A 22,391-nucleotide genomic window follows, 5' to 3' on the forward strand; every position below is an offset into this window, starting at 1 on the left:
CATACAAAAAAAAAAAAGACCGGCTTCGATGGAATCCGGTCCTTTCAGCATGTCCGCCGATGGCTGGCGGGAGCGGGGCGAATCAGCTTAAGCTTTGGTTCACTCGTTCAACAATCTGGTCGGATGTCATGCCTTGAGCATTGATTACGGAAGCTTTCGTTGTGGTTTCCGCGATGCCCAGCACGTCCTTGTCCTGTCCGGAAATAACGCAGCAGTCGCAATTTTGCAAATTTGCGTTATCGACGGAGACGACTTCGTGCCCGCTTTGCTGCAGCGCGTCCTTTACATCCTGCAAGCTGTTTTCCACTGCAATTCTCGCCATGATCTTCCCTCCTTATCCAAATTGTAGTATGCCGAGCTCCGGCTGCTTTTATTCGCCGTCGCGGGCCATTCCCTTCCGCTCGCCAACCTCGTCCGCATCGACCAAGCTGTCGACCAGATGGGTAAGCAGGTTTTCCATATCGCCGATATGGCTTTCATCGATTTTACGAATAAACTCGATATGTATACGGTAAGCGCCTTTTTCATCCAGCAGCCCGCCTTCCGAACGTCCGAGGCCATCGTCCGGAACGAATTCCGCCGACCTTTCGTGACGAATTCGGGCTTCCTCCGCCCACCGGTCCGCCATGGCCCGGTGGAGCTCCGCCGCGTGCTCGCAGTGGCTGAGCGGCATGTCCAGTCGGAGCCTCAGCTTGGCGCCGGGCCGCTCGCCGGGTTCGACGAGCCGGAACCGTTCCCCGGCGAAGTCGGACAGCACGCTGGTCATGCTGATTTCCGCTTGGCAGCAGCCTTCGTCGCGTCGGATGCGCATGCTGAATATCCGTTTCATGCTGGCCAGGTCGATGAAATCTTCCCGGCCGATGACCCGAATCGTTTGCTCCGCATCCAAATCATACAAATGTCCTTCAAGCACTACTTTTAAATTATCGAAAATCGTCGGGTCAAACAAGGTAACTTCCCCTTTCGCTGCATGGCTTTACGCCTGCGGCAAATGGCGGATATCCAGCACGTCTCCCTGAGCGAACCGTCCGCCCTCCACCACGTTTATGATTCGCTCCGCCGCCTCATCGGGCGTATACAGTCCGCCCGTCTGCTTCAGCCCTACAAAGCGCTCCACCTCCGGGAACCGGTCCGGCTCTGTCCCGCGGATCAGCTCCTGCATGCCCGTATCCACGACGCCGGGCGCGATCGAAACGACCTTCACCGCCTGCGGCCCATCACCTTGCTCCAGCCCGACGCAGCGCGTCAGCATGTCCAGCCCGGCCTTGGTGACGCAGTACCCGCTCCAGCCGGAATATGGCTTTTTCCCCGCGCCGGAAGAAATATTGACGATCGTTCTGGCCGTCGAGGCGGGCCAATCTTTCGTCGCCCGGATAAAAGCGGACATCAGCAGCATAGGAGCCAGCAGATTGACGTTCATCTGCTCCGTCAGCGTGAGGCAATCGGCCTGCTCCAGCGGCATGATCGGCTCCAGCATGCCGGCGTTATTGATTAGCGTGAGGGCGTCGAGCGGTTCCTTTTCAAGCGATCGGACAATAGTCGCGATCAGTGTCTCTATCCCGTCCACGCGTTTCAGATCGTATGCATAATGCTCCGCCTTCCTCCGGGGTGTAGCTCCGTCCGCACGGTCGCCGGAATCCGCCGCATCCGCAGCGGTTCGTGAAATTCCGATGACGCGGTGCCCGGCAGCGAGCAAGTGGCGGGTCAGAGCCAGCCCTAACCCTTTGGAAGCGCCGGTCACAACATAACCTTTCATCCAGGTTCTCCTTCCACAAAAAACTCCCCTTCCAGCCCGACGTGATGCCGCATCGCAGCAAAGCACGTTAACCTGAAGGGGAACCTCGCTATGGTCCTATTTCTATTGTACCATCGATTGGATTAAATTTCAGCTTTTGCTGCATGCCGCTCTGCCCGCTTGTGCCGTATATCGCCGCTTATCAAGCTTGCCGAATCCCATGTCGCATTCCAGACGAACAATCCCGCTTTTCCGGTCAGAATCAGGTTCATCCCCCATTGGCGCATCCAGAACAATCCGTCCTCGGGACCGAGTCCGATGCAGTACAGCGTCATGAACGACCGATGCTTCGGCCCTTCCCTTCCTTCCATCTCGGCCGCAATAATCTTGGCAAGCCGCTGCGCCTGCGGAATCGCCTCTTTGCACGTCATGGCGTCCTCTTGGCCTGTACAGGGGTCGATAATTCGCGCCCCGTCGCCGATCGCATAAATGTCTCTTGTACCCTTAACGCGGTAATGGACATCTACGGTCAATCTGCCGTCGGCTTCCGTCGGCAGCCCGAGCTGCTTCAGCACCGGATTCGGCTTAAGTCCCAGCGTCCACACGCATACCCCGGCAGGCAGCCTGGAGCCGTCGCTCAAATGAAGTGCGCCGTCCGCATGCTTCGTACCCCAGACGCCGTACAGTACGTTCACCCCGACGCGGCCAAGCCTGCTCTCGGCCTTGCGTCCGACGACGACGGGGGTATTGTCCACCAGCCGCGTCCCCGAATGAACAAGATGCACCTCGGCCAAACGGGGATCGAGCCCGCCCTGCTCCGCCTCCCGCTTCAACCAATAAGCGATTTCCGCCGAAGCCTCCATCCCCGTGATGCCGCCGCCAACGACCGCGACAGATAGCAGGCTTTTTTGCCGCACGGGCTCCCGTTCCAACCGCGCCTGCTCCACTTTGCGCTCCAGCTCGTTTCGGATTTGTTCGGCGGCCGCGACGGTCGTCAGCGGGATACCTCCTAAACAGCAGCACCTTTCGCAAATGGTACGGCTCCTTATCAACCAGGATCAACCGAACCTTTTGTTTCACATGGGCATATTGCTTTTACAGCGCCCGGACCGCATTCAGACCGGCGTAGCCTCCACCGACGATAAGGATTGTTTTGCTTTCCATGGTGATCCACCCTCTCGCGTCTTTTATCCTTATGGCGAACGGAAGGGCCTGTTTGTGACAGCCTGCGCGAAAAAAACGCAAAAAAGCCAACCGGGCATACCCGGTTGACCTGTCGCCGGCGGCATCCCTTGATCGGGATTCCGGCATGCATTGGGCCGCTGAGCGCGACGCGGCGGTTACGGCTTCATCAAATCGTCTGCGGTAATCCCGTCTTCGACGGCGAATTCAAAATCATAAACGTCATACACTTGAACGGGAACCTCGGCCTGAATAATTTTCTCCATCAGTTCAAGCTGGTCCGTCAAAATAGGCGCTTTTTCCCGCAGGGAGGTCAGCACGACCTCGGTTTCGATCGGATCGAACGATTCCCCGTACTGGGCATTATCCACGGCATTGATGACCGTGAACGTCACATTCTCGTTGATCGGCAGCGGCGGGCTTGGGCGCCATGGGGCCGCAAGCGCGCGCTCCAGCTTCTTCTTATTGAACGAGTCGTCGAAGAAGGCGATGAGCTCCCCGATTTTCCCTTTGACATGAGCGTCGTCTTCCGCGTCCGGCATGACCGGCTCAGGACTGTCTTTCATCTCGTATAACTCCAATATCGTCGAATACGGAATCAAATATTCCACCGGGCGGCTTGGCGCCATGAGTTCGCCGTATACAGCCACAAGCACCGCCTCGATAACAAAACGCCGGGACATATTCCATTTCCCCCCTATTGTGATGCGTCCGTTCCTAAGTCCGGCCTACATTCTTTCATATCACAATTGGGAATAAAAGTCCAACTTTGCAGACTTTCTCACGCTTTGCCGGCTTTTCAATTCTGGCTCTGTAAGAGTCGGGAATCCGGTGCTATAATAAAGCAATGTGCCTGTAACCGAACGTTATGAAATGGAGAGTTAACCTGATGAATGCTGCGAAACGTTTTCCCGTTCCTTTGCCGCTGCTGCTCGTGATCGGCATCGTCGCGATTTCCTTTTCAGCTATTTTTGTCCGCTGGTCGAATGCTCCGTCGTCGGTCATTGCGATGTACCGGCTGCTGCTGACCGCGGCCATTTTACTGCCTTTGCTGCTGCGGTACCGCCGCGAAGTGGCTCAGCTGCGCTTAGGCGACTGGGCGGGCTTGTTCTGGTCCGGCCTCGCGCTCGGCCTTCATTTCTTGTTCTGGATGGAATCGCTCAAGCTGACGACGGTCGCAAGCTCTACCGCGATCCTTTCGCTGGAGCCCGTGTTTGTCCTGATCGGCGCGTGCCTGTTCCTTGGCCAACGGACAAATCTGCTGGCCGTGCTCAGCATGGCGGTTGCGATTCTGGGCGCGGCTATGATCGGCTGGGGCGACTGGGGGCTAACCGGAGAAGCGCTGCTCGGCGACCTGCTGTCCCTGCTCGGCACGGCGGCGATGGCCGTGCAAATCCTTCTGGCCAAAAGCATGCTGAAGCGCATTCCCGCCTTCGTCTTCAGCTTCTTCGTCTTTGTGCTTGCCGCGTTGGTGCTGGCCGTATATAATGTGGCAGCGAGATTTCCTTTTACTGGATACGACTCGGAAGAATGGGGCATTTTTCTCCTTCTGGCCGTCGTTCCGACGCTGTTCGGCCACTATCTGTTCAACTGGCTGCTGAAGTATATGCGTCCCGAATCCGTATCGATGAGCGTCCTCGGGGAGCCGCTGGGGGCAACGATTCTGGCCTATCTGCTGCTTGGCGAGAGCATCACGTGGATGCAAGCCGCCGCCGGCTTCGTCCTGTTGTCCGGGGTGTGGATGTTCCTCCGCTCGAACGAACGGGAAGCCGTCGCCGCCCAGACCGGCAGGACAGAGATGACCTAACGCGCGAAAAGCCGCTGCTTCCGGGAAACCCGGAGGCAGCGGCTTTTGTTCATGCGCTTTTGTCTGTGATTAGAGTACGCGGCGTGCCGTCGTATAATGCTTGTTCCACCAACCGCTGTTCAGATCGGAGATGGTGACACCCGGTTTGCCGTACGTGTGCATAATTTTCCCGTTACCTATATAAACTGCAACGTGATGAACTGGAGAGTAGAAGAAGACCAGATCTCCCGGCTTCAATTGGCTTCTTGGCACATAGGTGCCGGCTTTGGATTGAGCCGCAGACGTACGCGGCAGCTTCACGCCATATTTGCCGAAGATCGTCGCCGTGAAAGAAGAGCAGTCGAATGTTTTGGTGTTACCGACATGCGCACCGAACTTGTAAGGGGTGTGCAGGTAGCTTTTCCCTGTGGAAATAATGCTCTGCGCTTTGGATGCGGAATACGCGTAAGCACTATTGGCCGGAGCCGCGAGCGTGCTGCCGAACAGAAAAGCCGTACACAGGCCGATCGACAGTACCATGTTCCCCCAGCGTTTTCCAAACAGTTGTTTCATCTGTAACGTCCTCCTTGAAGTTAGGTTTGGCTGATTGCCCGTAACCCACTATAGCACAGATGAAAACGTGGTTTTTTTCGCCAATCTCCGCTGAAGGCCTGCCGCCCGGTGCTTCAGAGCCGTTTATTAGAAGTTCGTGAGAAAACTCTCATTTTGTTCTTAATTAAAACGCTGTCAAGATGATTTTGGCAATTTGACCTTCGCCGTCGTCCCCTTCCCTTCCTCGCTGTCCAAACGGATCAAGCCTTGATGCAGCTCGACAATTTGCTTCGCTATCGCAAGACCCAGACCCGATCCTCCGGTGCCCCGGCTTCTCGCTTTATCCACGCGGTAGAACCGTTCGAACAGCAAAGGAAGCTCCCCGGACGGAATCCCTATTCCTTGATCCGTCACCCGGATAACAACGTAGCGCTCCTCCTCCTCGCATTCGACGAGAACGTTCTTCCGGCTGTACTTGATCGCATTGTCCAGCAGAATGATCAGCAGCTGCTTCAGCCTTGCCTCATCGCCGCTGCATTGGACCTCCTCCGAACAGATTCGGACGACAATATCTCTTCCGAACGCCTGGCGCATTTGCTCGGCGGTCGAGCGGATCAGCTCCGCGATGCGGACGGGGTGCAGCTCCGGTTGCGCGTGACGTTCCACCTCCGCCAGCCGCAGCAAAGCGTCGATGAGCCCTTTGAGGCGCACGGTTTCCGAATGAATCGCATTCAGCGCTTCCTGCCGGATGGCCGGGTCCTGCCCTCCCCATCGGCGCAGCAGCGACGTATAGCTCTCGATGACAGTCAGCGGCGTCTTCAATTCGTGCGAAGCGTCCGCGACAAAACGCTTCTGTCTCCGGTCGTTTTCTTGCAAACGCACGATCATTTCATTGAACGTTCGGCCAAGCTCACCCAGCTCATCCTTTTTTGCCGTGAACTGGGGGCTGAGCAGAATAAAATTTCCTTTGCTTCGGATCGTTCGCATCGTTTCCAGCAATTGGCGGATCGGACGCACGAGCACCTTTGTATAGAAAAAGCCGACGAGCGGCGAAAACAGCAGTACGCTGCCCGTTGTCACCGTTAGTCCCCCAACCAGAAGCTCCATAAAGGCGGCGACGACGTTCAGCCCTTTGCCCAGCTCCAGCAGTCCGATCTGCACGTTGTTTTTAGCGACAATCGGCACCTGTATGAACAAAATAAGCAGGCCTAGTTCATTTTGCACAACCGTATGATATTGCGTCCTGTATATCACCGGATGGGGCGACAACTCCTCGCTTGACAACACTTGCGCGCGCACGGCGCCATCCGGCGAAATGATTCGAATGAGCGAGTCGGGCTCCAAATATTGTTGGAGCAGCCCGGAATTCCAATTGGCCGGATGATGGATCTCCGTATCGCGCAAGATGATTTTGGCTTTATTCCACAACTGCCGCACTTCGTTATCCGTCGTCTTCTTCAAAATATAGTAATAGATGAACCAGTTGAAAAAGATGACGATCAGCAAAATCCATATGCCCGACAGCAGCATCAATCGCGTCCGCAAGCTCATGGCTCGGGGTCCGTCAGCTCGTAGCCGACGCCTCGCGCGGTCTTGATCAGCTTGGGCTGGTAGCCTTTGTCGATCTTCTGGCGCAAATAGCGGATATAGACGTCTACAATGTTGGTGTCGCCTACGAAATCGTAGCCCCACACGTCGGAAATAATTTGCTCTCTCGTCAGGACGTGTCCTTTGTGCTGAATCAAATATTGCAGCAGATCGAACTCCTTGGGCGTCAGTTCAATCAAGTTGTCTGCACGTGTCACTTTTCGCGCCTTGAGATCGACGGTCAAGTCCGCCGCACTCAGCGTATCAGTCTCCGGCTTATGCCGGTTCGTCAGTCCAATCAGGTTGCGGACACGCGCCAGCAGCTCCTCGATCACGAATGGCTTCGTAATGTAGTCATTCGCTCCCTGATCGAACCCGCTGACTATATCGGGCGTCGCATCGCGGGCCGTCAGCAATATGACAGGCACTTCCACATTGACTTGACGGATGCGCCGCAGCACCTCCAGCCCATTCCATTCCGGAAGCATGACATCGAGCAAAATAAGGCTCCAAGGCTTGGATGTAGCCAATCTGGCCCCTTCCCGGCCATCATGTGCCGTCTCGACCTCGTAGCCCTCGTGTTCAAGCTCAAGCATCAGCACCCGGGCGATATGTTCTTCGTCTTCAATGACCAGAATAGATTGCGTCATACGATCTCCTGCAGCCGTTTGTATACAGGGTAACCATTCCACCCGGACCGTATTCCGCTTTTCGGTGCCTTGACGTCCCATAGAAAATATGCTAATTTCAGCGTAATCTGCCGCCAAAAAAAGGAGTCGTCATTTATGTTTCATGCCTCAGCCTACACGGGAACGCGCGAGGAAAATTACAAGCTGCTCATTTCCCAATTGTCCGCGCTTATCGAAGATGAACCGAACCGTATTGCCAATCTGGCCAACGCCGCCGCACTGCTGAACCAGTTTCTGGAGCGAATCAACTGGGTCGGATTTTATTTGTTCCAAGAAGGGGAACTGGTGCTCGGGCCTTTTCAAGGCTTGCCCGCCTGTGTGCGCATTCCGCTCGAAAAGGGCGTCTGCGGCCGTGCAGCCAGCCTCCGGGAAACGGTCCGCGTCGCAGACGTCCATCAATTTCCCGGCCACATTGCCTGCGACGCCGCCTCGCAGTCGGAGATCGTCGTCCCGATCCTCCATGCCGAGCGCCTGATCGGCGTACTGGACATCGACAGCCCGGAGAAAAATCGTTTCGACGAGACGGATCAGCATTATTTGGAGCTGTTTGCGCTAAAGCTCGCTGAACGGATGTAACCGTAGGACGCATTTTATCCACACGAAAAAACCGGGATTTGAAACGGTTTCCCGCTCGAATTCCGGTTTATCCTCTAACTTCCTAAATCGTCCAAATTTAACTTTCTTTATTTTTGTTCGCGCCTTCCTGCCGCTCGCTGCCGAAAGCCATAACAAGATTTTGAATTTTTTGCAGCCGGATATATTCGTTCTGCTTCAGATCGCTGCGGAAGTACGCGTATAAATACGCCCCCTCCAAAAAGCTGAGCCCCGGATAGCATACGAGATCCGAATTCGTATACGGGTTATCGAGCAACACCTGCCACTCCCCTTCACGCTCCTCGGCCTGAATAGTCTCCAGCACCGTTTGCTTGTATGCGGCAATCCGCTCGAATTCATGCCATATGTTAACCCAAGATGGGCTGAATGTTTCCGGCTCGGGAAACAACCGCCGGGCCTGCTCCAGTAGTCCGTTCACAGATTCAATGTCTCCGTCCGAAAATTGCTTAAGACGGTCCCGAAAGCCTTCGAGCAGCAGCCGGAAGGCGGTAAAGCCCTGGCTTTGAATCGATTCCTGAAAGGCTGTCAGCTCCTGCTCGGTGCCCGCCGCTTCGAAATCGGCAAAAGGGTTTGTATTCATCAAAACTACCATTCCCCGGTTTTATAGTCGTTCGGAGGCGGAATGAACGGTTAGCTGGCCGTCGCTACTCAAGCGCACCCGGCGCGACGGATCGTTCTTCAGCTTCACGTTGCAGAGCTTGACACGATCCTCTTGGATCAAAAGGATATGCCAATCCTGAGGGTGATCATACCCGATGCTCTCCAGAAAAGAATGCTTGTCCGCCTGGGCCTGCTCCTCGTTCTCCCACTGTTTGACGCCAAAATAATCGAAATCGTATACGTTTTTTTGAATGCATGCGGCGATTTCACCGGAATCGGCATGTCTCAGTACATAAGGCATTGAAACTCCTCCGAATCGGTTCTGGAAATGAAAAGGCGCAAGCTCAAAAAACGAGTTTGCGCCTGAGGTTCGTGCCGGCCTTACCTCGATTACAAGTAAGGATTTTCGTGCTTCGCCTTGAGGCGGCTCCAGCGGCGTTCGACTTCGTTCTCGAACGATTGCAGCGCCTCTGCGTATTCGGGCTTCGTCAGGTGCTTGGTCTTGCCCATATTTTTCAACCAATCGCCAACCGGAATCCGCTTGTTCTTCTCTTCCGGATTGAACGTGATCGTCGTTACGCCGTTCTCCACTTCGTACAGCGGGAAGAAGCAGGAGTTGACAGCTTGATCGATCAGCGATTGCCCGATTTGTTCCTCGGACAGCCAGTTGAGCGGACAGGTGATGAGGATTTTGCCGTAAACCAGACCCTCGTTCTGGGCATAATATTGCGCCTTGGCGGCTTTTTTCAGCAAATCCTGCGGGTTCGCTTCGGACCCGGTGAACACATATGGAATATTTGTGGCTGCCATAATCTGCGGCGTGTCCTTATGATGGAACAGCTTGCCGCCCTGATGCTTCCCGACGTTGGACGTGGAGGTCCGATGGCCGAGCGGCGTCGAATAGGACAGCTGCGCGCCGGTATTCATGTAGCCTTCGTTATCGTATTCGAGAATGATCATTTTATGATTGCGCAGTGCAGCGCCGATAGCAGGGCCCATCCCGATATCCATCCCGCCGTCGCCGGTGATCATGACGAATGTGAAATCGTCCGGCAAATTCAGATGTTCCAGTTCGCCGCGGCGTTTGCGCTCCCAGAACATTTCCACGACGCCGGATAGCGTTGCCGCGCCGCTTTGGAACAAGTTGTGAATGTAGGTCGCTTTATGCGAAGAATAAGGATACCCTGTCGTTACGACCATCGCGCAGCCGGTATGGAACAGCGCTACGATATCTCCTTCGATCCCTTTGAAGAACAGCTCCAGACCGGAGAAAATACCGCAGCCCGGACAGGCCCCGTGCCCCGGCGCAAGCCGCTTCGGCTTTTTGGTCAGCTGGCGGATCGGCGGAACCTTCACCTTCAATTGGCCCGTCGTCTCGTCTTTGTCGACCGTAATCAATCCGGTCTTCAGATCCTCGTATTTCATCGGCTCGATGACACGCTGCGGCTTCTTATCCGGATCGCCCGGCGTATGTCCGTAATAATCGAACGGGACGTCGACCCGGCCCTTTTGGACCGCTTCGATCGCTAATTCGAACAGTTGATGACCGTCCTCGGCATAGAAGTCTTTCCCGCCCAGCCCGTAAATCCGGCTGATGACCATCGTATCGCTGTCGCCTTCCGTGAACAGCGCCGCTTTGATCTCCATCGTCATGTTCCCGCCGTACGCTCCGTACGAATCTGCGCGGTCGCCGATCGTGACGGCTTTGACGTTTTTGAGCGCTTCGGCGATCTGCTTCTGAGGGAACGGGCGAATCATATTCGGTGCGATCGAGCCGGCTTTGATGCCTTTGGCCCGCAGTTGGTCAACGACATCTTTAATGATCTCGGACGCCGAGTTCATCAGGAATACCGCCACTTCGGCGTCTTCCATCCGGTACAGGTCGAGAATCGGATAATCGCGGCCCGTCAGCACCTGGTATTCTTGACGGATGCGGTCGAATACTTCTCCGGCATTGTACATTGCAACGGACTGCTGATAGCAGTTGTTGATGTAGTCCGGCTCGTTCATGTAAGGTCCTACCGTAATCGGATTGTTGCGGTCAAGCACGTGCGGGAACTGTTTCGGCTGCTCGCCGATGAAGGCATGCACGTCCGATTTGTGGGCGAACGTTTGCACGCGGCGTTTTTGGTGAGAAGTGAAGTAGCCGTCGGAAGCGACGATGACCGGCAGGCGAACCTCCGGATCTTCGGCCAGCTTGATGGCCATAATATTCATATCGTAGACGGCTTGCGGATCGCGGCACATCAAGATCGGCCAGCCTGTATTGAGCGCGTAATACAGGTCCGAATGGTCGCCGTGGATGTTCAGAGGCCCGGATACCGAGCGGCAGACGAGGTTCAAGACCATCGGGAACCGGGTCCCGGATTGTACCGGCATCTGCTCCAGCATATACAAGTAACCGTTCGCGCTCGTCGCGTTGAACACGCGTCCACCCGCGGTGGAAGCGCCATAGCAAATCCCTGCCGAGCCGTGCTCGCCGTCCGCTGGGATCAGCTTGATATCATGCTGGCCGTTCGCCTTCATCAGATCGAGGAACTGCGCGACCTCCGTCGACGGCGAAATCGGGAAATAACCCATAATATGATAGTTAATCTGGTGAGCCGCATAAGCCGCCATCTCGTTGCCGGATTCGTAAACCATCCGCTGCTCGACCGTACCTTGGCTGACCTCTTTGTTAATCTCAATAGCCATTAGTTTGGTTCACCTCTCCCTGCTAACAGGTATTTATCTTACTGGGCCAAGCTAAAACGATGCGGTACGCGATGTTCATCCGCGTAGCCTTCCGTCTCGCGGTTAGAGGACAGCGCTTCGGTCGGACAGGCGACGACGCACTTCAGACAGCCTTTACAGTACTGGTAATCAATTCCTTGCAGGAACATTTGCGGACGTCCTTTCTTGTCCGGCTGTTCGTCCCACACGAAGCAGAAGTCGGGACAGGCGGTATCACAGGCCGCGCAGTGAATGCATTTCTCGTCGTCAAAATGCGGCATCATCCCGCTGCGGGATATGCTGAGGTCCTTCAGGATGCTGTTCCCCGGATTCGCCACCAATCCGCCGATCGGCTGGGTCTCGTAACCGTACATCGGAATATCCCACCGCTTCGGCAGCGGCATCTCCACGCCCTCCGGCAGCGCGTATGTCTGGAACTGCACTTCGTCATAGCCGCGCTGGAACGTGCGCAGGGCAGGCTCGACCGCGCCGGGGTATTTTTTCTCCAGCGACTTACGGATAATGCCCTTCATGTGTTCGAAATCGAGGAAGTCGCACAGCCGGAACAGACTGCCCAACATCGCCATGTTAACGCGGTTTTTCTCCTCCAGTGCAATGCCGGTTGCATCGACCACCGCAATGGTTCCGCCGATCAGTTTCATTTTCTCTTTAAGAGCTTCCGGACTTTTGGCCGAATTGACCAGAACCAAGCTGTCCTCGTAAATGCCGCTGATCACGTTGACCGTTTTCGACAAGTTCTCATGAAAAATGCCAACGACATGCGGACGTTCCACTGGAGTCGTATCGCGAATATTCGTATTTATGTCGCAAAAACGGATATGCGCTTTAACCGGCGAGCCTTTTTTCTCCGAACCGTAAGAAGAAAAGCTCACGCCGTTGAACCCGCTTCCAACGACACCAGCCTCCGCAAGCATTTTCCCCGCCAGGTTGGCTCCCAAACCGCCGATGGATTCGAGCCGAATTTCAAAGAAGCCGAGGTCGTTCGTTTTCGGTAGAACTACCATCTGTTCAACTCCCCTCATGTTTGAAAAGTTATACTATTTCCACAATTCAGTATACCAGTTTATACCTGACTCGCATAGGGCTTTGGGCTTGAAAGTTTCGTGTCGCAAGCGCTTTCGTCAACTAAGCTTCCATTGCACGAGTACTTGACCTGACACGATTTTCAAAGTAGTATTTATACATACTACTGTTAAGGGGTGGAACGGCGTATGCATCGAATTGCTTCGCTATATCGGGAAGCCCGCTTCGGACGGGGGCAGACTGCAAAGTACGGTGAAAACTATGAAAAGCTGCTTGCCTAATTTGCCTAACAATATGAAAAGCGAAGGATGGGATATTGGATGATTGGGATCGATATTGCTTTTTGCACAGGACTTCTGAAGGAGGTCGGAGACGATCTGTATGCGAAATTTGCGGAGACGCGAGGAACCCCGCCGCACGATTTCGAGGAGCTTGCACAGCGGTTTCGGCAGCTTAACAGCCAAGCGGAGGACGCCATCCGCTCTGCGCTGCAAACGAACTATCCGACGATCCGCTGGTCCGACGGGGAATTCGATTTGGAAGAACAGCGGCAAGCCATGCGTTCGGGCGACTATTGGATCTGCGATCCGATGGATGGAGCGTTTCACTTTTTCCAAGGCTTCACGTACTGGTGTACGGCACTCTGTTTGATCCGGGACGGCGTTCCGGTCTTTTCCGCCGTATACGACCCGTGCCACCGCGAACTGTTTCATGCGGTGCAGCGCGAAGGCGCTTATTTAAACGGGGTGCGGATTGGTGCGGGCAAAAAGCAGGAGCTGAAACATGCCGTCGTCGCCACCTCCCACCCTACCCAGGTTTCCAAAGACGGTACGCTGATGCAAACGGTTCAAGGGCTTTCACGGGTCATGTCCCGTGCGATGATCACCCGGATGCTGGGCTCCGTGTCGCTTCAGCTCGCTTATGTCGCAAGCGGGAGGCTGGACGCCTACTGGGAGCACGGGGACGACACCTTCGATTGGCTGCCCGGCGCGCTGCTGGTACAGGAAGCCGGAGGCGCGGTCACGGATACGGAAGGCCGTCCGTTCGGGCAAGGTTCCGACGGAATCGCAGCCGCTAGCCGTACGCTTCACCCGCAGTTGATCGCCGCCTTGCAGGAGGAGGCCGTTTGACAAGCCCCGCTGGAGGAGCTAAACCAAAAACCAAGCCCTAACATGCCGTTGGGCCTGGTTCCCTTTGCCGCAAACTACTGCCACTTGCCGCCTTCGACGATAATTTCGTTCGGATCGACGTCCGGACCGAGCTCTGCCCTGACGTATTTGTCGTAGAGCTGCAGCAGAAACTTTTCCTTCCCCAGCGCCTCCAGCTCCTGATTGACCCATTCCCGCAGCTCGCTGTTTCCTTTTTTCACCGCTGGAGCGATCGGAGCTTCTTTCTCCAGCTTCTCGGGAAGCACCGTGAAACCGGGATTTTTGCGCACCCAGCTCAACAAGATCAGGCTGTCTTGGGCATAAGCGGGGCTCCGCCCGTCCTTCAGCGCTTGAAGCGACTCGGTATTTTTCTCAAATTTGATCAGTTCGACGTCCGGTCGGTTTTTGGTCAGAAAAATATCGGCGGTCGTTCCTTTCGTGACGATCACTTTTTTCCCTTTCAAGTCGGCCAGCGACTTGATGCCGCTATCGTCGCGCACGATGACCTGCGTCGCCGCCTTCAAATTCGGGTTGGTGAAGTCGACCGCCTGCTTCCGCTCCTCGGTCACTGTCATGTTGGCGACGATAAGATCGACTTTGTCGCTTTGCAGGAAAGGAATGCGGCTTGCCGGTTCGACGACCACGAACTCGACTTTGCTTTCATCGCCGAGGAGATCCTTGGCGAACCTTCTCGCCAAATCGTTATCGAAACCGACGAGCTTGCCCTTCTCGTCCGTAAAGCCGAACGGAGGCTTATCCGAAAACACGCCGACGATCAGCTTGCCGCGGTCTTTGATTTTTTGCAGCGCGCCTGCCTGCTTCGGCTCCGAAGCGGCTCCCGATTTCGGATCATTCGTCGCCTTTCCGCCCGTACTGCAGGCGGCAAGTAGCCCAACCAGAAGACTTAAAACCAAGATGGATATTTTTCTCTTTTTTATCATCCGCTCTCTCTCCCTTTCCATGTCTCCACAAGCAAAAATTTGTCCAAAAAACGCCGGGCCCGCTCCGTTTTCGGTTTCGTAAAAAACGCATCCGGCGAGCCCGTCTCGCAGATTCTCCCTTCGTCCATGAAGACGATCCTGTCGGCTACGGCCCGGGCAAAGCCCATTTCATGGGTGACGATCACCATCGTCATGCCCTGCTCGGCCAGACCGAGCATGACCTCCAGCACCTCCTTGACCATCTCGGGGTCCAGCGCCGCCGTGACCTCGTCGAAGAGAATGACCTCCGGGTTCATACACAGCGCCCGCACGATGGCAATCCGCTGCTGCTGACCGCCCGAAAGCTGCCTCGGATAGGCGTGCTTCTTCTCAAGCAGTCCGACGCGCTCCAGCAGCTTCTCCGCCTGAGCCTCCGCTTCCCGCTTGGACCGGCGTTGGGCCTTGACCGGACCGAGCACGATATTTTCCAGAACAGTCAGATGCGGGAACAGATGGTAGCTTTGAAACACCATGCCGATTTGCTGCCGGATGTGCTGCCAGCGGACGTTCCCCGAGGTCAGCTCCTGTCCGCAAAAACGGATGCTGCCGGTTTGGGCCTTTTCTAACCCGTTCAGGCATCGCAGCAAGGTGCTCTTGCCGCAGCCGCTCGGCCCAAGGATGACGACGACCTCGCCTTTGGCAATCTGAAGGTCGATCTCTCGCAGCACCCAATGCCGGTCGAACGCTTTGCTTACCTTCGTCAGTTCAAGCAAAATCCCGGACACCCGCCTCTACCCCTTTTCGCAGTTTATTTTCCAGTTTTCTGGATAAGACGGACAGCGGATAGCACAGTGCAAAATAAAGCAGGAACAGCGTACCGTAGATCAGCACGGATTCTCCCGTCCGCTCGATAATTTGCTGCCCCGTCTTGATGATTTCCGTAACGCCGATCAGGACGGCAAGCGACGTCGTTTTGACGATGCGCGTATACACGTTGATAACGGGCGGAATCATGCGGCGCAGCGCCTGCGGAAGCAGGACGTAGACATAAAGCTGCACCGGGCTCAGGCCGATCGATTGCCCTGCTTCCTTTTGCCCTTTGGACAGCGAGATCAGGGCGCCGCGGACCACCTCGCCGACCTCCGTCATCCCCCACAGCGACAACACCAGAACGGCGCAGGCGAAGCCGGGCAAGTCGATGCCGAAGAAGATCGGCAGACCGAAGAAAAAGAAAAATAGCCAGACCAAAATCGGAATCGACCGGAACAGCTCCAGATACGCCCGGGTAAGCACGCCCAGCCAGCGGCTGCGGGAGGCCCGAAGAACACCGAACACAAGGCCGCCGAACGTGCTGCACACGATGCAGTACAACGCAAGCGTTAACGTCTGAAGCAAGCCTTTGCCGAGCTGGGGAAGCGATACGATCAAGAGATCAAATCCCGAACTGGCCATGCCGGAACCTCCTTTCCACCCATGAAAGCAAGAAGGACAGCGGCAGGAATAGCAGCACATACAGGAAGGTCATCAACAGAAGCATTTCGTAGGTTTTGTAGTAAAGAGCGATGTAGTTCGTGGTGGTGTACAAAATTTCAGGGATGGCCACCGCGGAAACGACCGTCGTTTCTTTCAACAAAAAAATAAAATTTGCAAACAAGGACGGTGTCGCAATCCGCAGCGCTTGAGGCAGAACGATAATACGAAACAACTGCCAGCGGGACAGGCCGAGCGCCAGCCCCGATTCCTTCTGGCTCCCGGATACGGCCTCGATCCCTGCGCGGAACACCTCCGTGAAATACCCGCCGCCGAGGAACGTCAGCGCGAGTACCGCCGTGGCGTAATTGGACAGATGGATGCCCAGAGACGGCAGCGCAAAATAAACGAAAAATAACTGTATCAGTAGCGGCGTATTCCGTGCAAGCTCGACGTAGGCACGTACAACCCAGGTCAACCCGCGCACCCGGAAAAAGATAACCGCCGAGTTCAGCGCAGCCACGAGCAGCGAAGCGACGATGGCGATTCCGGCGACGGCAAGCGTCACGAGTGCCGCATGGCCGAAGTCCGGCAGATGGTCGAGCATGAATGCGGTATCGAGTGTCATGTCGATGCTTTCCGCTTCTGTCCGCCCGCGTGGTCATCCTGCCGGAGCCAAGACTCTTCCCGGCCGGTCAACCGCTCACCCGGCTGCAGTACAGGCGGAGCAGCCTGAACCGTGTTCGAGTATTTCACCCCGGAGCCGGTGTTCAATACGACGACGGTTTCCTCTTCCCGAATCCAACCGCTGCTTCGCAGCAAACGGGCGGCCGCGACGCCGCAGCGCCCTCCGGGCACACAAAAGCTCCCTCCTCCCCGGCAATCCGGAGCTGCTCGCGCAGCAGGGTCCGGTCATCGACCGCCACCGCGCAGCCGTCTGTCCGATAGATCGCGTCGAGCACCAGAAAATCGCCGAGCGCCTTGGGGACGTTAATGCCAAAGGCAACCGTGGACGAAGCGGGCCAGAATGCCGATTCGGTCTTCTTCTCCTTCCACGCTTGAACAATCGGGGCGCAGCCCTCCGCTTGAACGGCGACCAGTCTCGGCAGCTTGCCATGCACCCAGCCCAGCGCCTGAAGCTCCTGGAACGCTTTAAAGATGCCGATCAAGCCGACGCCGCCACCGGTCGGATACAGAATGACGTCTGGCAGGCGCCAGTTCAATTGCTCGGCGATTTCGAGGCCCATCGTTTTTTTGCCCTCGATCCGGTACGGCTCCTTTAATGTCGACGCATCGTACAGGCCTTCTTCCGCGATAGCCTGGGCAACGATTTTGCCCGCGTCGCTAATCAAGCCGTCGACCAAGTAAAGGCAGGCTCCGGCGGCGGCGCATTCTTTGCGTGTAATCTCCGGAGCGTCCGCGGGCATCACGATCGTTGCCCGGATGCCGGCTCTGGCCGCATACAGCGCCCAAGCCGCTCCGGCGTTGCCATTCGTGGGCATCGCCAACTCGCGCACGCCAAGCTCCTTCGCTTTGGAAACGCCAACGGCCGCGCCCCGGGCCTTGAACGAGCCTGTCGGAGTAATCCCCTCGTCTTTCATCAGCAGTTGAGGGATGCCCATCCCGCTGCCGAGATTCGGCATCCGCAGGAGCGGGGTGAACCCCTCGCCCAACGTCACTACGTTGTCCGCGCGTTCTACCGGGAGCAGCTCGTGGTAACGCCACAAACTCCGTTCGGTTCTTGCCGTGAGCTCGGAGCAGCCCAGTGACGATTTCAATTCCTCCAGACGGTAGCGGACGAGCAGCGGCGACCCGCAAGTGCATAATTGAATCGCCGCTTGGGAGGAAAACTTCGCTTCGCATTTCGGACAATACAGATGCGAGACATAGCTGAAGGACACGATTGATTTCCTGCCTTTCTACGGAATGCCGCATACGGTCGCAACAAAGGAAAAGCCCTTGCTTCGTTCCGCTTGCGCAGAATGAAACAAGGGCCTCCGTCCGTACGGTCAGCAACCTGGCACTTTTCGTTCATTTGATGTTTTTATACTATACAGAGTATTCCAATTTGTCAACTATGATTTTGAATGCCGGTCAAATGGACTCGGATTTAACCGGAAAAAGCCATGTCCGAGCTTTTACCCGAATGCAGGGTCGGCAAGCGCGAACAGCAGCTCCCGGTGGCCGGGCAAAGACGAAGCCCCTAGTAGCATTTGCGGCGAAACGGAAACCTCCCGAAAATCCAGCCCGCGGAGCCGCTCTTGAAAAGAGGCTTGAGCGCCGGGAACATCAAGCTGAATCCGCCCCCGCCATCCCGCTATCAGCGCCTTCAGCAGCCGGACAGCCATGTCCGCGTCTGCCGAAACGAGAGGCCCCACGACCAAGATGTCATCCTTCGCCCGGGCAAATCCATAGCCTTGGATTGCGCCGGATGAATCGCGCACAGCCCAGCCGCTAATTTTATGATGATCGATGGAAGAAAGCACGCTCTCGCGCCGGACTCCCGTGGCTGCCCGATCCAGCTCGATCGCCTCAGGCAGCACGGCTTCATTCAGCGGTACCATATCTCCGTCACCGGAAGTCCGTTCCTGCTGCGGGCTTTCCGCAGTAACGTCGTACTGAAATCTGTGGGCGTACCCAACCGTTTGAAAGCCGAGCGAAGTATACAGCGGCAACCCGGACTTTGTCGAAACGAGCGTTACCGCCGAGCCCCTCTTTTCCGCTTCTGACAGATAATGGAGCAACAGACGTTTTCCCAGCCCTTTGCCTTGATAGGCCGGATCGACGATAAGATGACCGATGGAGACCAGTTCCTTCCCGTACGCATAAAATCCCGCGCACGAAATCCATTTTCCCCCGTCCCGATGCCCGACTACCGGGCCCGTACGCAAGTACAAATCGGGCTGCGCCGCAGAAAAGTTCCAACCGACGCTGCGGGCCAAAGCGAGCAGATGCGTGCCGTCGCTGGCGTTCATCGATTCCAGAGCATAAGGTTCGTTCATCTCTCCCAATTCGTCCCTTCCACGTGATACGTCGTGAAGCCTCCGTTTCCGTCGATGGCCAGACAGTTCAACTGCTGTCCGTAGACACAGCCGCCGTCGATACCGATTTTGTCGCCGCCGAACCATACGCCGGGAGAATCGTGCAAGCACGACGTTCTCGTATGGCCGAAAATGACGGTTTTCTCGACCACGGTCGGATGGCTGTAAAACGGTTCGCGTATCCAGATCATATCCCGGGCAGGCTGATCCTTCCAGTTGGGATACGCCGGGTTCAAGCCCGCATGGACATAAATGAACCGCTCGTCCTCGTAAAACAAAGGCAGGCTGCCTAAAAAAGCCAAATGATGCCCATACTCCGACCGAACCCATTCTTTGGCGCACTCGGTACGTTCCCGGTCGGTCCCTTCGTTCGATTCAAAAGGGGCATAATAGCTGGCAAGCGTCTGCACCCCACCGTATTTTAAAAATTTCATCTCATCGTTCTCTTCGCACGGGCCTGTTACGACATCGACAAAGCGTTGATCGTGATTGCCCCGCAGCGCGATGACCCCGTCCTCCCGAACCATGGTCATTACCCGTTCGACGACGTCCTTGCTTCTTGGCCCACGATCTACATAATCTCCAAGCAAAATAAGACGATCCTGACCGGCGTCATACTCCGCAGCGCGCAGCAGTGCGTCGAAGCTCTCATAGCTCCCGTGAATGTCGCTGATGACTAACGTTCTGTTCAATGCTAATCTGTCCTTCCGCTCTGGTATCCTGTTCCGTAGCCGTTCTGACAATAGGTAATTTTATCACAGCCGTTTGTCTCTGGATAGTATTCCTTTGCTAGGAGCGCAGAGCTCGCGTTAAGTTATTGTTGAAAAATTAGTACGATCGTGCTGATACACTGATATCTATCGATATGGAAGAAAGGATGTACGCGGAAGAACTGGTTACGATGTACGATCGGGCAACGCGCAAATGAAGAGATGGAGGGCCATCAGCTTGAAGCAGAACTCAAGTATGCCCCTCCCTTCTTTATTTAACAATCGCAACTCCCCCGTAAACCGCAGCAAATTTCAATTCAAATCGTCGAATACAGATTTCCGTCCAAGTGGATCTCGACAGACGCTTCCTTTGTCAGCCAATCGCGCATATCGTCCAGCTCGAACAATTGCTCGATATGATATACGCCATGCGGGAAATCCGTGCGGCAGAGGGCATCGGCTACCGATACAGCCACCTTCGCCGTCATGTCCGACTGATGAATTCCTCGCAGGAAGCACTCCACATAGGCGTCTTTATTCCCCTTATTGCCTCGTGCATCAACCTTGACCGCAAAGCGCTCGTCTCCAAAATGCAGTTTTCCGATACCCGAGATCACCGCCTGACGGACCCGGCCCGCGTTCAAGAAGCCGAATGCTCCCGTCGCCCGCAATCCAGCTGCCAAACCGGTCACCATACCCGAGTCGAAGCAAAGGCGCGTGGAGACGGTCGGCACATCCAGCGTCCGGGCTATCGTTTGCTGGTCGGAAAAAGGAAACCGGTACGCTTTTTTGCGCCCAAAATCCGCTCCGAAATCCGCAACCCGCCCGTCCGTGAAGCTTTTTACCGCGACGCTGCGGTTGTTCCGGATCACTTCAAAGCGGGAATTCAGATTATCTACGGTCCATGCGATCGCAGCTTCACCGTGCCGGTCCCCTAGCCCGAGCATGATCGTAATATCGATCTCGTAGACTTGCTCCAACAGCTTACTTGCCTCAAGCGCAAGCAAATTCGTTAAGCCCGGCGCAAGGCCGATGCTCAGTACGGCCGTTGCGTCGTGCGCTTCGGCCTCCCGTCCGCACCGTTCCACTTGGGTTAGAAAAGCGCCGTTCGCAGATACATCGATGTAATGCGTCCCGTTTCGGATGCAGGACCGGACGAAAGCGGTATCCGTCTGATCCAGACACATGATCACCAGCTTGGCATCGTTCAGAACGTCCGAATCGGTCGGATTGCGGATATCCAGCGGCAGCGGCTTCACCTTCCCGCCGGTTTCCCGGCTGAACCGTGCCGCTCGCTCCGCGCTTCTCCCTGCGGCATACGCCCGGCCAGGGTATTGCTCGCCCAATTGCTTGCAAATGGTTGTTCCCACATGGCCGTATCCGCCCACCACCACGATCTTATCCTTCATGTGGTTCCCGCCTTTGTTTTATTGTTTGACCGCGCACCAGGAATGCATGTCCGTCGGAAAGCTCTTGGACCGAGGCCTAGACGAACGATATCCGATGCGAGAGCCCGGCCCGCTCTACCCGCGCCTTCGCGATTTCCAGCATGCGGGCGGAAGGATCCATCCCTGTAAACGACCTATCCTGGTTCGCCACCGTCTCCTCCAACGCAAGCCGGCTGCGCAGTCCGTCCAACATGCTCCCTCTGATCGCGGAAACGTACGGCGTGCACTAACTTTCACAAAAACAAAGAGCAGAACTTTGGAGCCGCGCTCCGCTGTTCTGCTCTTTCGCTTTTTTACTCTGACAAGGTTATTCATTATCGCCTACCGCTTGAAACCGCCCTCTCCTTTATGCCCGCAACTCCAGCCGGTAACCGAGCCCCCGGATCGTGCTGATCTTGAACGAATGCCGGTCCTCGGGAAACCGTTCGCGAAGGCGATTCACATGAACGTCGACGGTCCGCTCGCCCCCGTCATAGTCGTAGCCCCAAATGTCCTCGATCAGCTGGTCGCGCGAGAACGTTTTGCCGGGATAGCTTGCCAGCTTGAACAACAGCTCGAATTCCTTGAGCGGAAGCGTGATATTCCCCTGCCCTACGGAAAGCTCATATGTGAGACGGTTCATCGTCAGTTCGCCGACCTGCAGCGTCTGCGACGAAGCGATCCGGTACCGCTTGAGTAGCGCCTTCACGCGGACAATCAGCTCTGCCGGCTCAAATGGTTTCACGAGATAATCGTCGGTGCCGAGTTCGAAGCCCTTGACCTTCTGCTTCGTCTCGCCGATCGCCGTCAGCATGAGCAGCGGCAAATCGTAAAGCTGCCGAAGCTGACGGCACAGCTCCCAGCCGTCCATATGCGGCATCATAATATCGAGAATGACCAAATCCGCCTTGAACGATTCCAGCTTGTCGAGCGCCTCCTGCCCGTGGGCGGCTTCATGCACCGTAAAGCCTTCTTGACGCAAGCATACTTTAACCAGCTCGCGGATATGCGGATCGTCGTCGACAACCATGATTCTGCTCATCTGCTTCGTAAACCGCCTTTCTGATGTTCAACTTCCTTCTACTAGTGCCCCATCTGAAATCGTAGTTGGAAAAACGGGTAAATAACCTTATCAACTACGATTCGGAGGGGTTATTATGACGTTGTTTGTTG

The 22,391-nt window shown here is 55.8% G+C and carries 24 protein-coding genes and 1 pseudogene; 3 read left to right on the plus strand and 22 right to left on the minus strand.

Annotated elements, in window-relative coordinates; genetic code table 11:
* Positions 1 to 82 precede the first annotated feature (82 nt).
* From QMG93_RS34440 to QMG93_RS34460, 5 genes are all read right to left on the minus strand, one after another.
* Complete coding sequence (locus QMG93_RS34440) at positions 83 to 322, minus strand: YkuS family protein (protein ID WP_216794083.1); 240 nt, start codon at positions 320 to 322, stop codon at positions 83 to 85.
* Between the two features lie 48 nt (positions 323 to 370).
* Entirely contained in the window at positions 371 to 949 is a 579-nt protein-coding gene (locus tag QMG93_RS34445; RefSeq protein ID WP_281944419.1) for a hypothetical protein, read from the minus strand.
* A gap of 27 nt (positions 950 to 976) precedes the next feature.
* On the minus strand, positions 977 to 1,756 hold the full coding sequence (locus QMG93_RS34450) for an SDR family NAD(P)-dependent oxidoreductase (RefSeq protein ID WP_281944420.1): 780 nt from the start codon (positions 1,754 to 1,756) through the stop codon (positions 977 to 979).
* A 122-nt stretch (positions 1,757 to 1,878) separates the two neighbouring features.
* Positions 1,879 to 2,787, minus strand: coding sequence for an NAD(P)/FAD-dependent oxidoreductase (locus tag QMG93_RS34455; protein ID WP_281944421.1), 909 nt, complete (start codon positions 2,785 to 2,787; stop codon positions 1,879 to 1,881).
* Positions 2,788 to 3,075: 288 nt separating this feature from the next.
* The gene (locus QMG93_RS34460) at positions 3,076 to 3,600 is read right to left on the minus strand and encodes an ADP-heptose synthase (RefSeq protein WP_281944422.1); all 525 of its coding nucleotides are present in this window, start codon (positions 3,598 to 3,600) and stop codon (positions 3,076 to 3,078) included.
* 206 nt (positions 3,601 to 3,806) lie between these two features.
* Between QMG93_RS34460 and QMG93_RS34465 the strand changes: the two genes are divergently transcribed.
* The gene (locus tag QMG93_RS34465; protein ID WP_281944423.1) at positions 3,807 to 4,724 is read left to right on the plus strand and encodes a DMT family transporter; all 918 of its coding nucleotides are present in this window, start codon (positions 3,807 to 3,809) and stop codon (positions 4,722 to 4,724) included.
* 69 nt (positions 4,725 to 4,793) lie between these two features.
* On the opposite strand, the gene QMG93_RS34470 is transcribed toward QMG93_RS34465, so the two are convergent.
* The 3 genes from QMG93_RS34470 to QMG93_RS34480 all read right to left on the minus strand — a co-directional run bounded on the left by QMG93_RS34470 (position 4,794) and on the right by QMG93_RS34480 (position 7,492).
* The gene (locus QMG93_RS34470; protein ID WP_413789369.1) at positions 4,794 to 5,276 is read right to left on the minus strand and encodes a C40 family peptidase; all 483 of its coding nucleotides are present in this window, start codon (positions 5,274 to 5,276) and stop codon (positions 4,794 to 4,796) included.
* A 174-nt stretch (positions 5,277 to 5,450) separates the two neighbouring features.
* Positions 5,451 to 6,806: a sensor histidine kinase gene (locus QMG93_RS34475; protein ID WP_281944424.1), complete on the minus strand. Its 1,356-nt coding sequence runs from the start codon at positions 6,804 to 6,806 to the stop codon at positions 5,451 to 5,453.
* Positions 6,803 to 7,492 carry a response regulator transcription factor gene (locus QMG93_RS34480; protein WP_281944425.1) on the minus strand — a complete coding sequence of 230 codons (690 nt, stop codon included), beginning with the start codon at positions 7,490 to 7,492 and terminating at the stop codon, positions 6,803 to 6,805. Before QMG93_RS34480 ends, QMG93_RS34475 begins: the two co-directional genes overlap by 4 nt.
* Positions 7,493 to 7,627: 135 nt before the next feature.
* Between QMG93_RS34480 and QMG93_RS34485 the strand changes: the two genes are divergently transcribed.
* On the plus strand, positions 7,628 to 8,107 hold the full coding sequence (locus tag QMG93_RS34485; protein ID WP_281944426.1) for a GAF domain-containing protein: 480 nt from the start codon (positions 7,628 to 7,630) through the stop codon (positions 8,105 to 8,107).
* A gap of 97 nt (positions 8,108 to 8,204) precedes the next feature.
* Here the strand turns inward: QMG93_RS34485 and QMG93_RS34490 are convergent, their stop codons facing one another.
* From QMG93_RS34490 to QMG93_RS34505, 4 genes are all read right to left on the minus strand, one after another.
* Positions 8,205 to 8,726: a hypothetical protein gene (locus QMG93_RS34490; RefSeq protein WP_281944440.1), complete on the minus strand. Its 522-nt coding sequence runs from the start codon at positions 8,724 to 8,726 to the stop codon at positions 8,205 to 8,207.
* A 21-nt stretch (positions 8,727 to 8,747) separates the two neighbouring features.
* Positions 8,748 to 9,047 carry a hypothetical protein gene (locus QMG93_RS34495; RefSeq protein ID WP_281944427.1) on the minus strand — a complete coding sequence of 100 codons (300 nt, stop codon included), beginning with the start codon at positions 9,045 to 9,047 and terminating at the stop codon, positions 8,748 to 8,750.
* An 89-nt stretch (positions 9,048 to 9,136) separates the two neighbouring features.
* Positions 9,137 to 11,440 (minus strand): thiamine pyrophosphate-dependent enzyme, encoded by a 2,304-nt coding sequence (locus QMG93_RS34500; protein ID WP_281944428.1) that lies wholly within the window; start codon positions 11,438 to 11,440, stop codon positions 9,137 to 9,139.
* Between the two features lie 38 nt (positions 11,441 to 11,478).
* Positions 11,479 to 12,483, minus strand: a complete 1,005-nt coding sequence (locus QMG93_RS34505) for a 2-oxoacid:acceptor oxidoreductase family protein (RefSeq protein ID WP_281944429.1) — start codon at positions 12,481 to 12,483, stop codon at positions 11,479 to 11,481.
* A 339-nt stretch (positions 12,484 to 12,822) separates the two neighbouring features.
* Between QMG93_RS34505 and QMG93_RS34510 the strand changes: the two genes are divergently transcribed.
* Complete coding sequence (locus tag QMG93_RS34510) at positions 12,823 to 13,632, plus strand: inositol monophosphatase family protein (protein ID WP_281944430.1); 810 nt, start codon at positions 12,823 to 12,825, stop codon at positions 13,630 to 13,632.
* A gap of 74 nt (positions 13,633 to 13,706) precedes the next feature.
* On the opposite strand, the gene QMG93_RS34515 is transcribed toward QMG93_RS34510, so the two are convergent.
* The 10 genes and pseudogenes from QMG93_RS34515 to QMG93_RS34560 form a co-directional block, all read right to left on the minus strand.
* Entirely contained in the window at positions 13,707 to 14,591 is an 885-nt protein-coding gene (locus QMG93_RS34515) for a transporter substrate-binding domain-containing protein (protein WP_281944431.1), read from the minus strand.
* Positions 14,588 to 15,355 (minus strand): amino acid ABC transporter ATP-binding protein, encoded by a 768-nt coding sequence (locus QMG93_RS34520; RefSeq protein WP_281944432.1) that lies wholly within the window; start codon positions 15,353 to 15,355, stop codon positions 14,588 to 14,590. Before QMG93_RS34520 ends, QMG93_RS34515 begins: the two co-directional genes overlap by 4 nt.
* On the minus strand, positions 15,336 to 16,022 hold the full coding sequence (locus QMG93_RS34525; RefSeq protein WP_281944433.1) for an amino acid ABC transporter permease: 687 nt from the start codon (positions 16,020 to 16,022) through the stop codon (positions 15,336 to 15,338). The genes QMG93_RS34520 and QMG93_RS34525 overlap by 20 nt, the downstream gene beginning before the upstream one ends.
* The gene (locus QMG93_RS34530; protein WP_281944434.1) at positions 16,003 to 16,668 is read right to left on the minus strand and encodes an amino acid ABC transporter permease; all 666 of its coding nucleotides are present in this window, start codon (positions 16,666 to 16,668) and stop codon (positions 16,003 to 16,005) included. Before QMG93_RS34530 ends, QMG93_RS34525 begins: the two co-directional genes overlap by 20 nt.
* Positions 16,665 to 17,941 (minus strand): annotated as a pseudogene (locus QMG93_RS34535) (threonine synthase). Before QMG93_RS34535 ends, QMG93_RS34530 begins: the two are co-directional and overlap by 4 nt.
* A gap of 237 nt (positions 17,942 to 18,178) precedes the next feature.
* On the minus strand, positions 18,179 to 19,042 hold the full coding sequence (locus tag QMG93_RS34540; protein WP_281944435.1) for a GNAT family N-acetyltransferase: 864 nt from the start codon (positions 19,040 to 19,042) through the stop codon (positions 18,179 to 18,181).
* Complete coding sequence (locus QMG93_RS34545) at positions 19,039 to 19,773, minus strand: metallophosphoesterase family protein (RefSeq protein ID WP_281944436.1); 735 nt, start codon at positions 19,771 to 19,773, stop codon at positions 19,039 to 19,041. Before QMG93_RS34545 ends, QMG93_RS34540 begins: the two co-directional genes overlap by 4 nt.
* A gap of 335 nt (positions 19,774 to 20,108) precedes the next feature.
* Positions 20,109 to 21,200: a saccharopine dehydrogenase family protein gene (locus tag QMG93_RS34550; RefSeq protein ID WP_281944437.1), complete on the minus strand. Its 1,092-nt coding sequence runs from the start codon at positions 21,198 to 21,200 to the stop codon at positions 20,109 to 20,111.
* A gap of 76 nt (positions 21,201 to 21,276) precedes the next feature.
* Positions 21,277 to 21,432, minus strand: coding sequence for a hypothetical protein (locus QMG93_RS34555; protein WP_281944438.1), 156 nt, complete (start codon positions 21,430 to 21,432; stop codon positions 21,277 to 21,279).
* A 153-nt stretch (positions 21,433 to 21,585) separates the two neighbouring features.
* Positions 21,586 to 22,260, minus strand: a complete 675-nt coding sequence (locus QMG93_RS34560; RefSeq protein ID WP_063178518.1) for a response regulator transcription factor — start codon at positions 22,258 to 22,260, stop codon at positions 21,586 to 21,588.
* Positions 22,261 to 22,391 lie beyond the last annotated feature (131 nt).

The organism is Paenibacillus tyrphae, from assembly GCF_027925525.1.
Taxonomy (GTDB): Bacteria; Bacillota; Bacilli; order Paenibacillales; family NBRC-103111; genus Paenibacillus_G; species Paenibacillus_G tyrfis_B.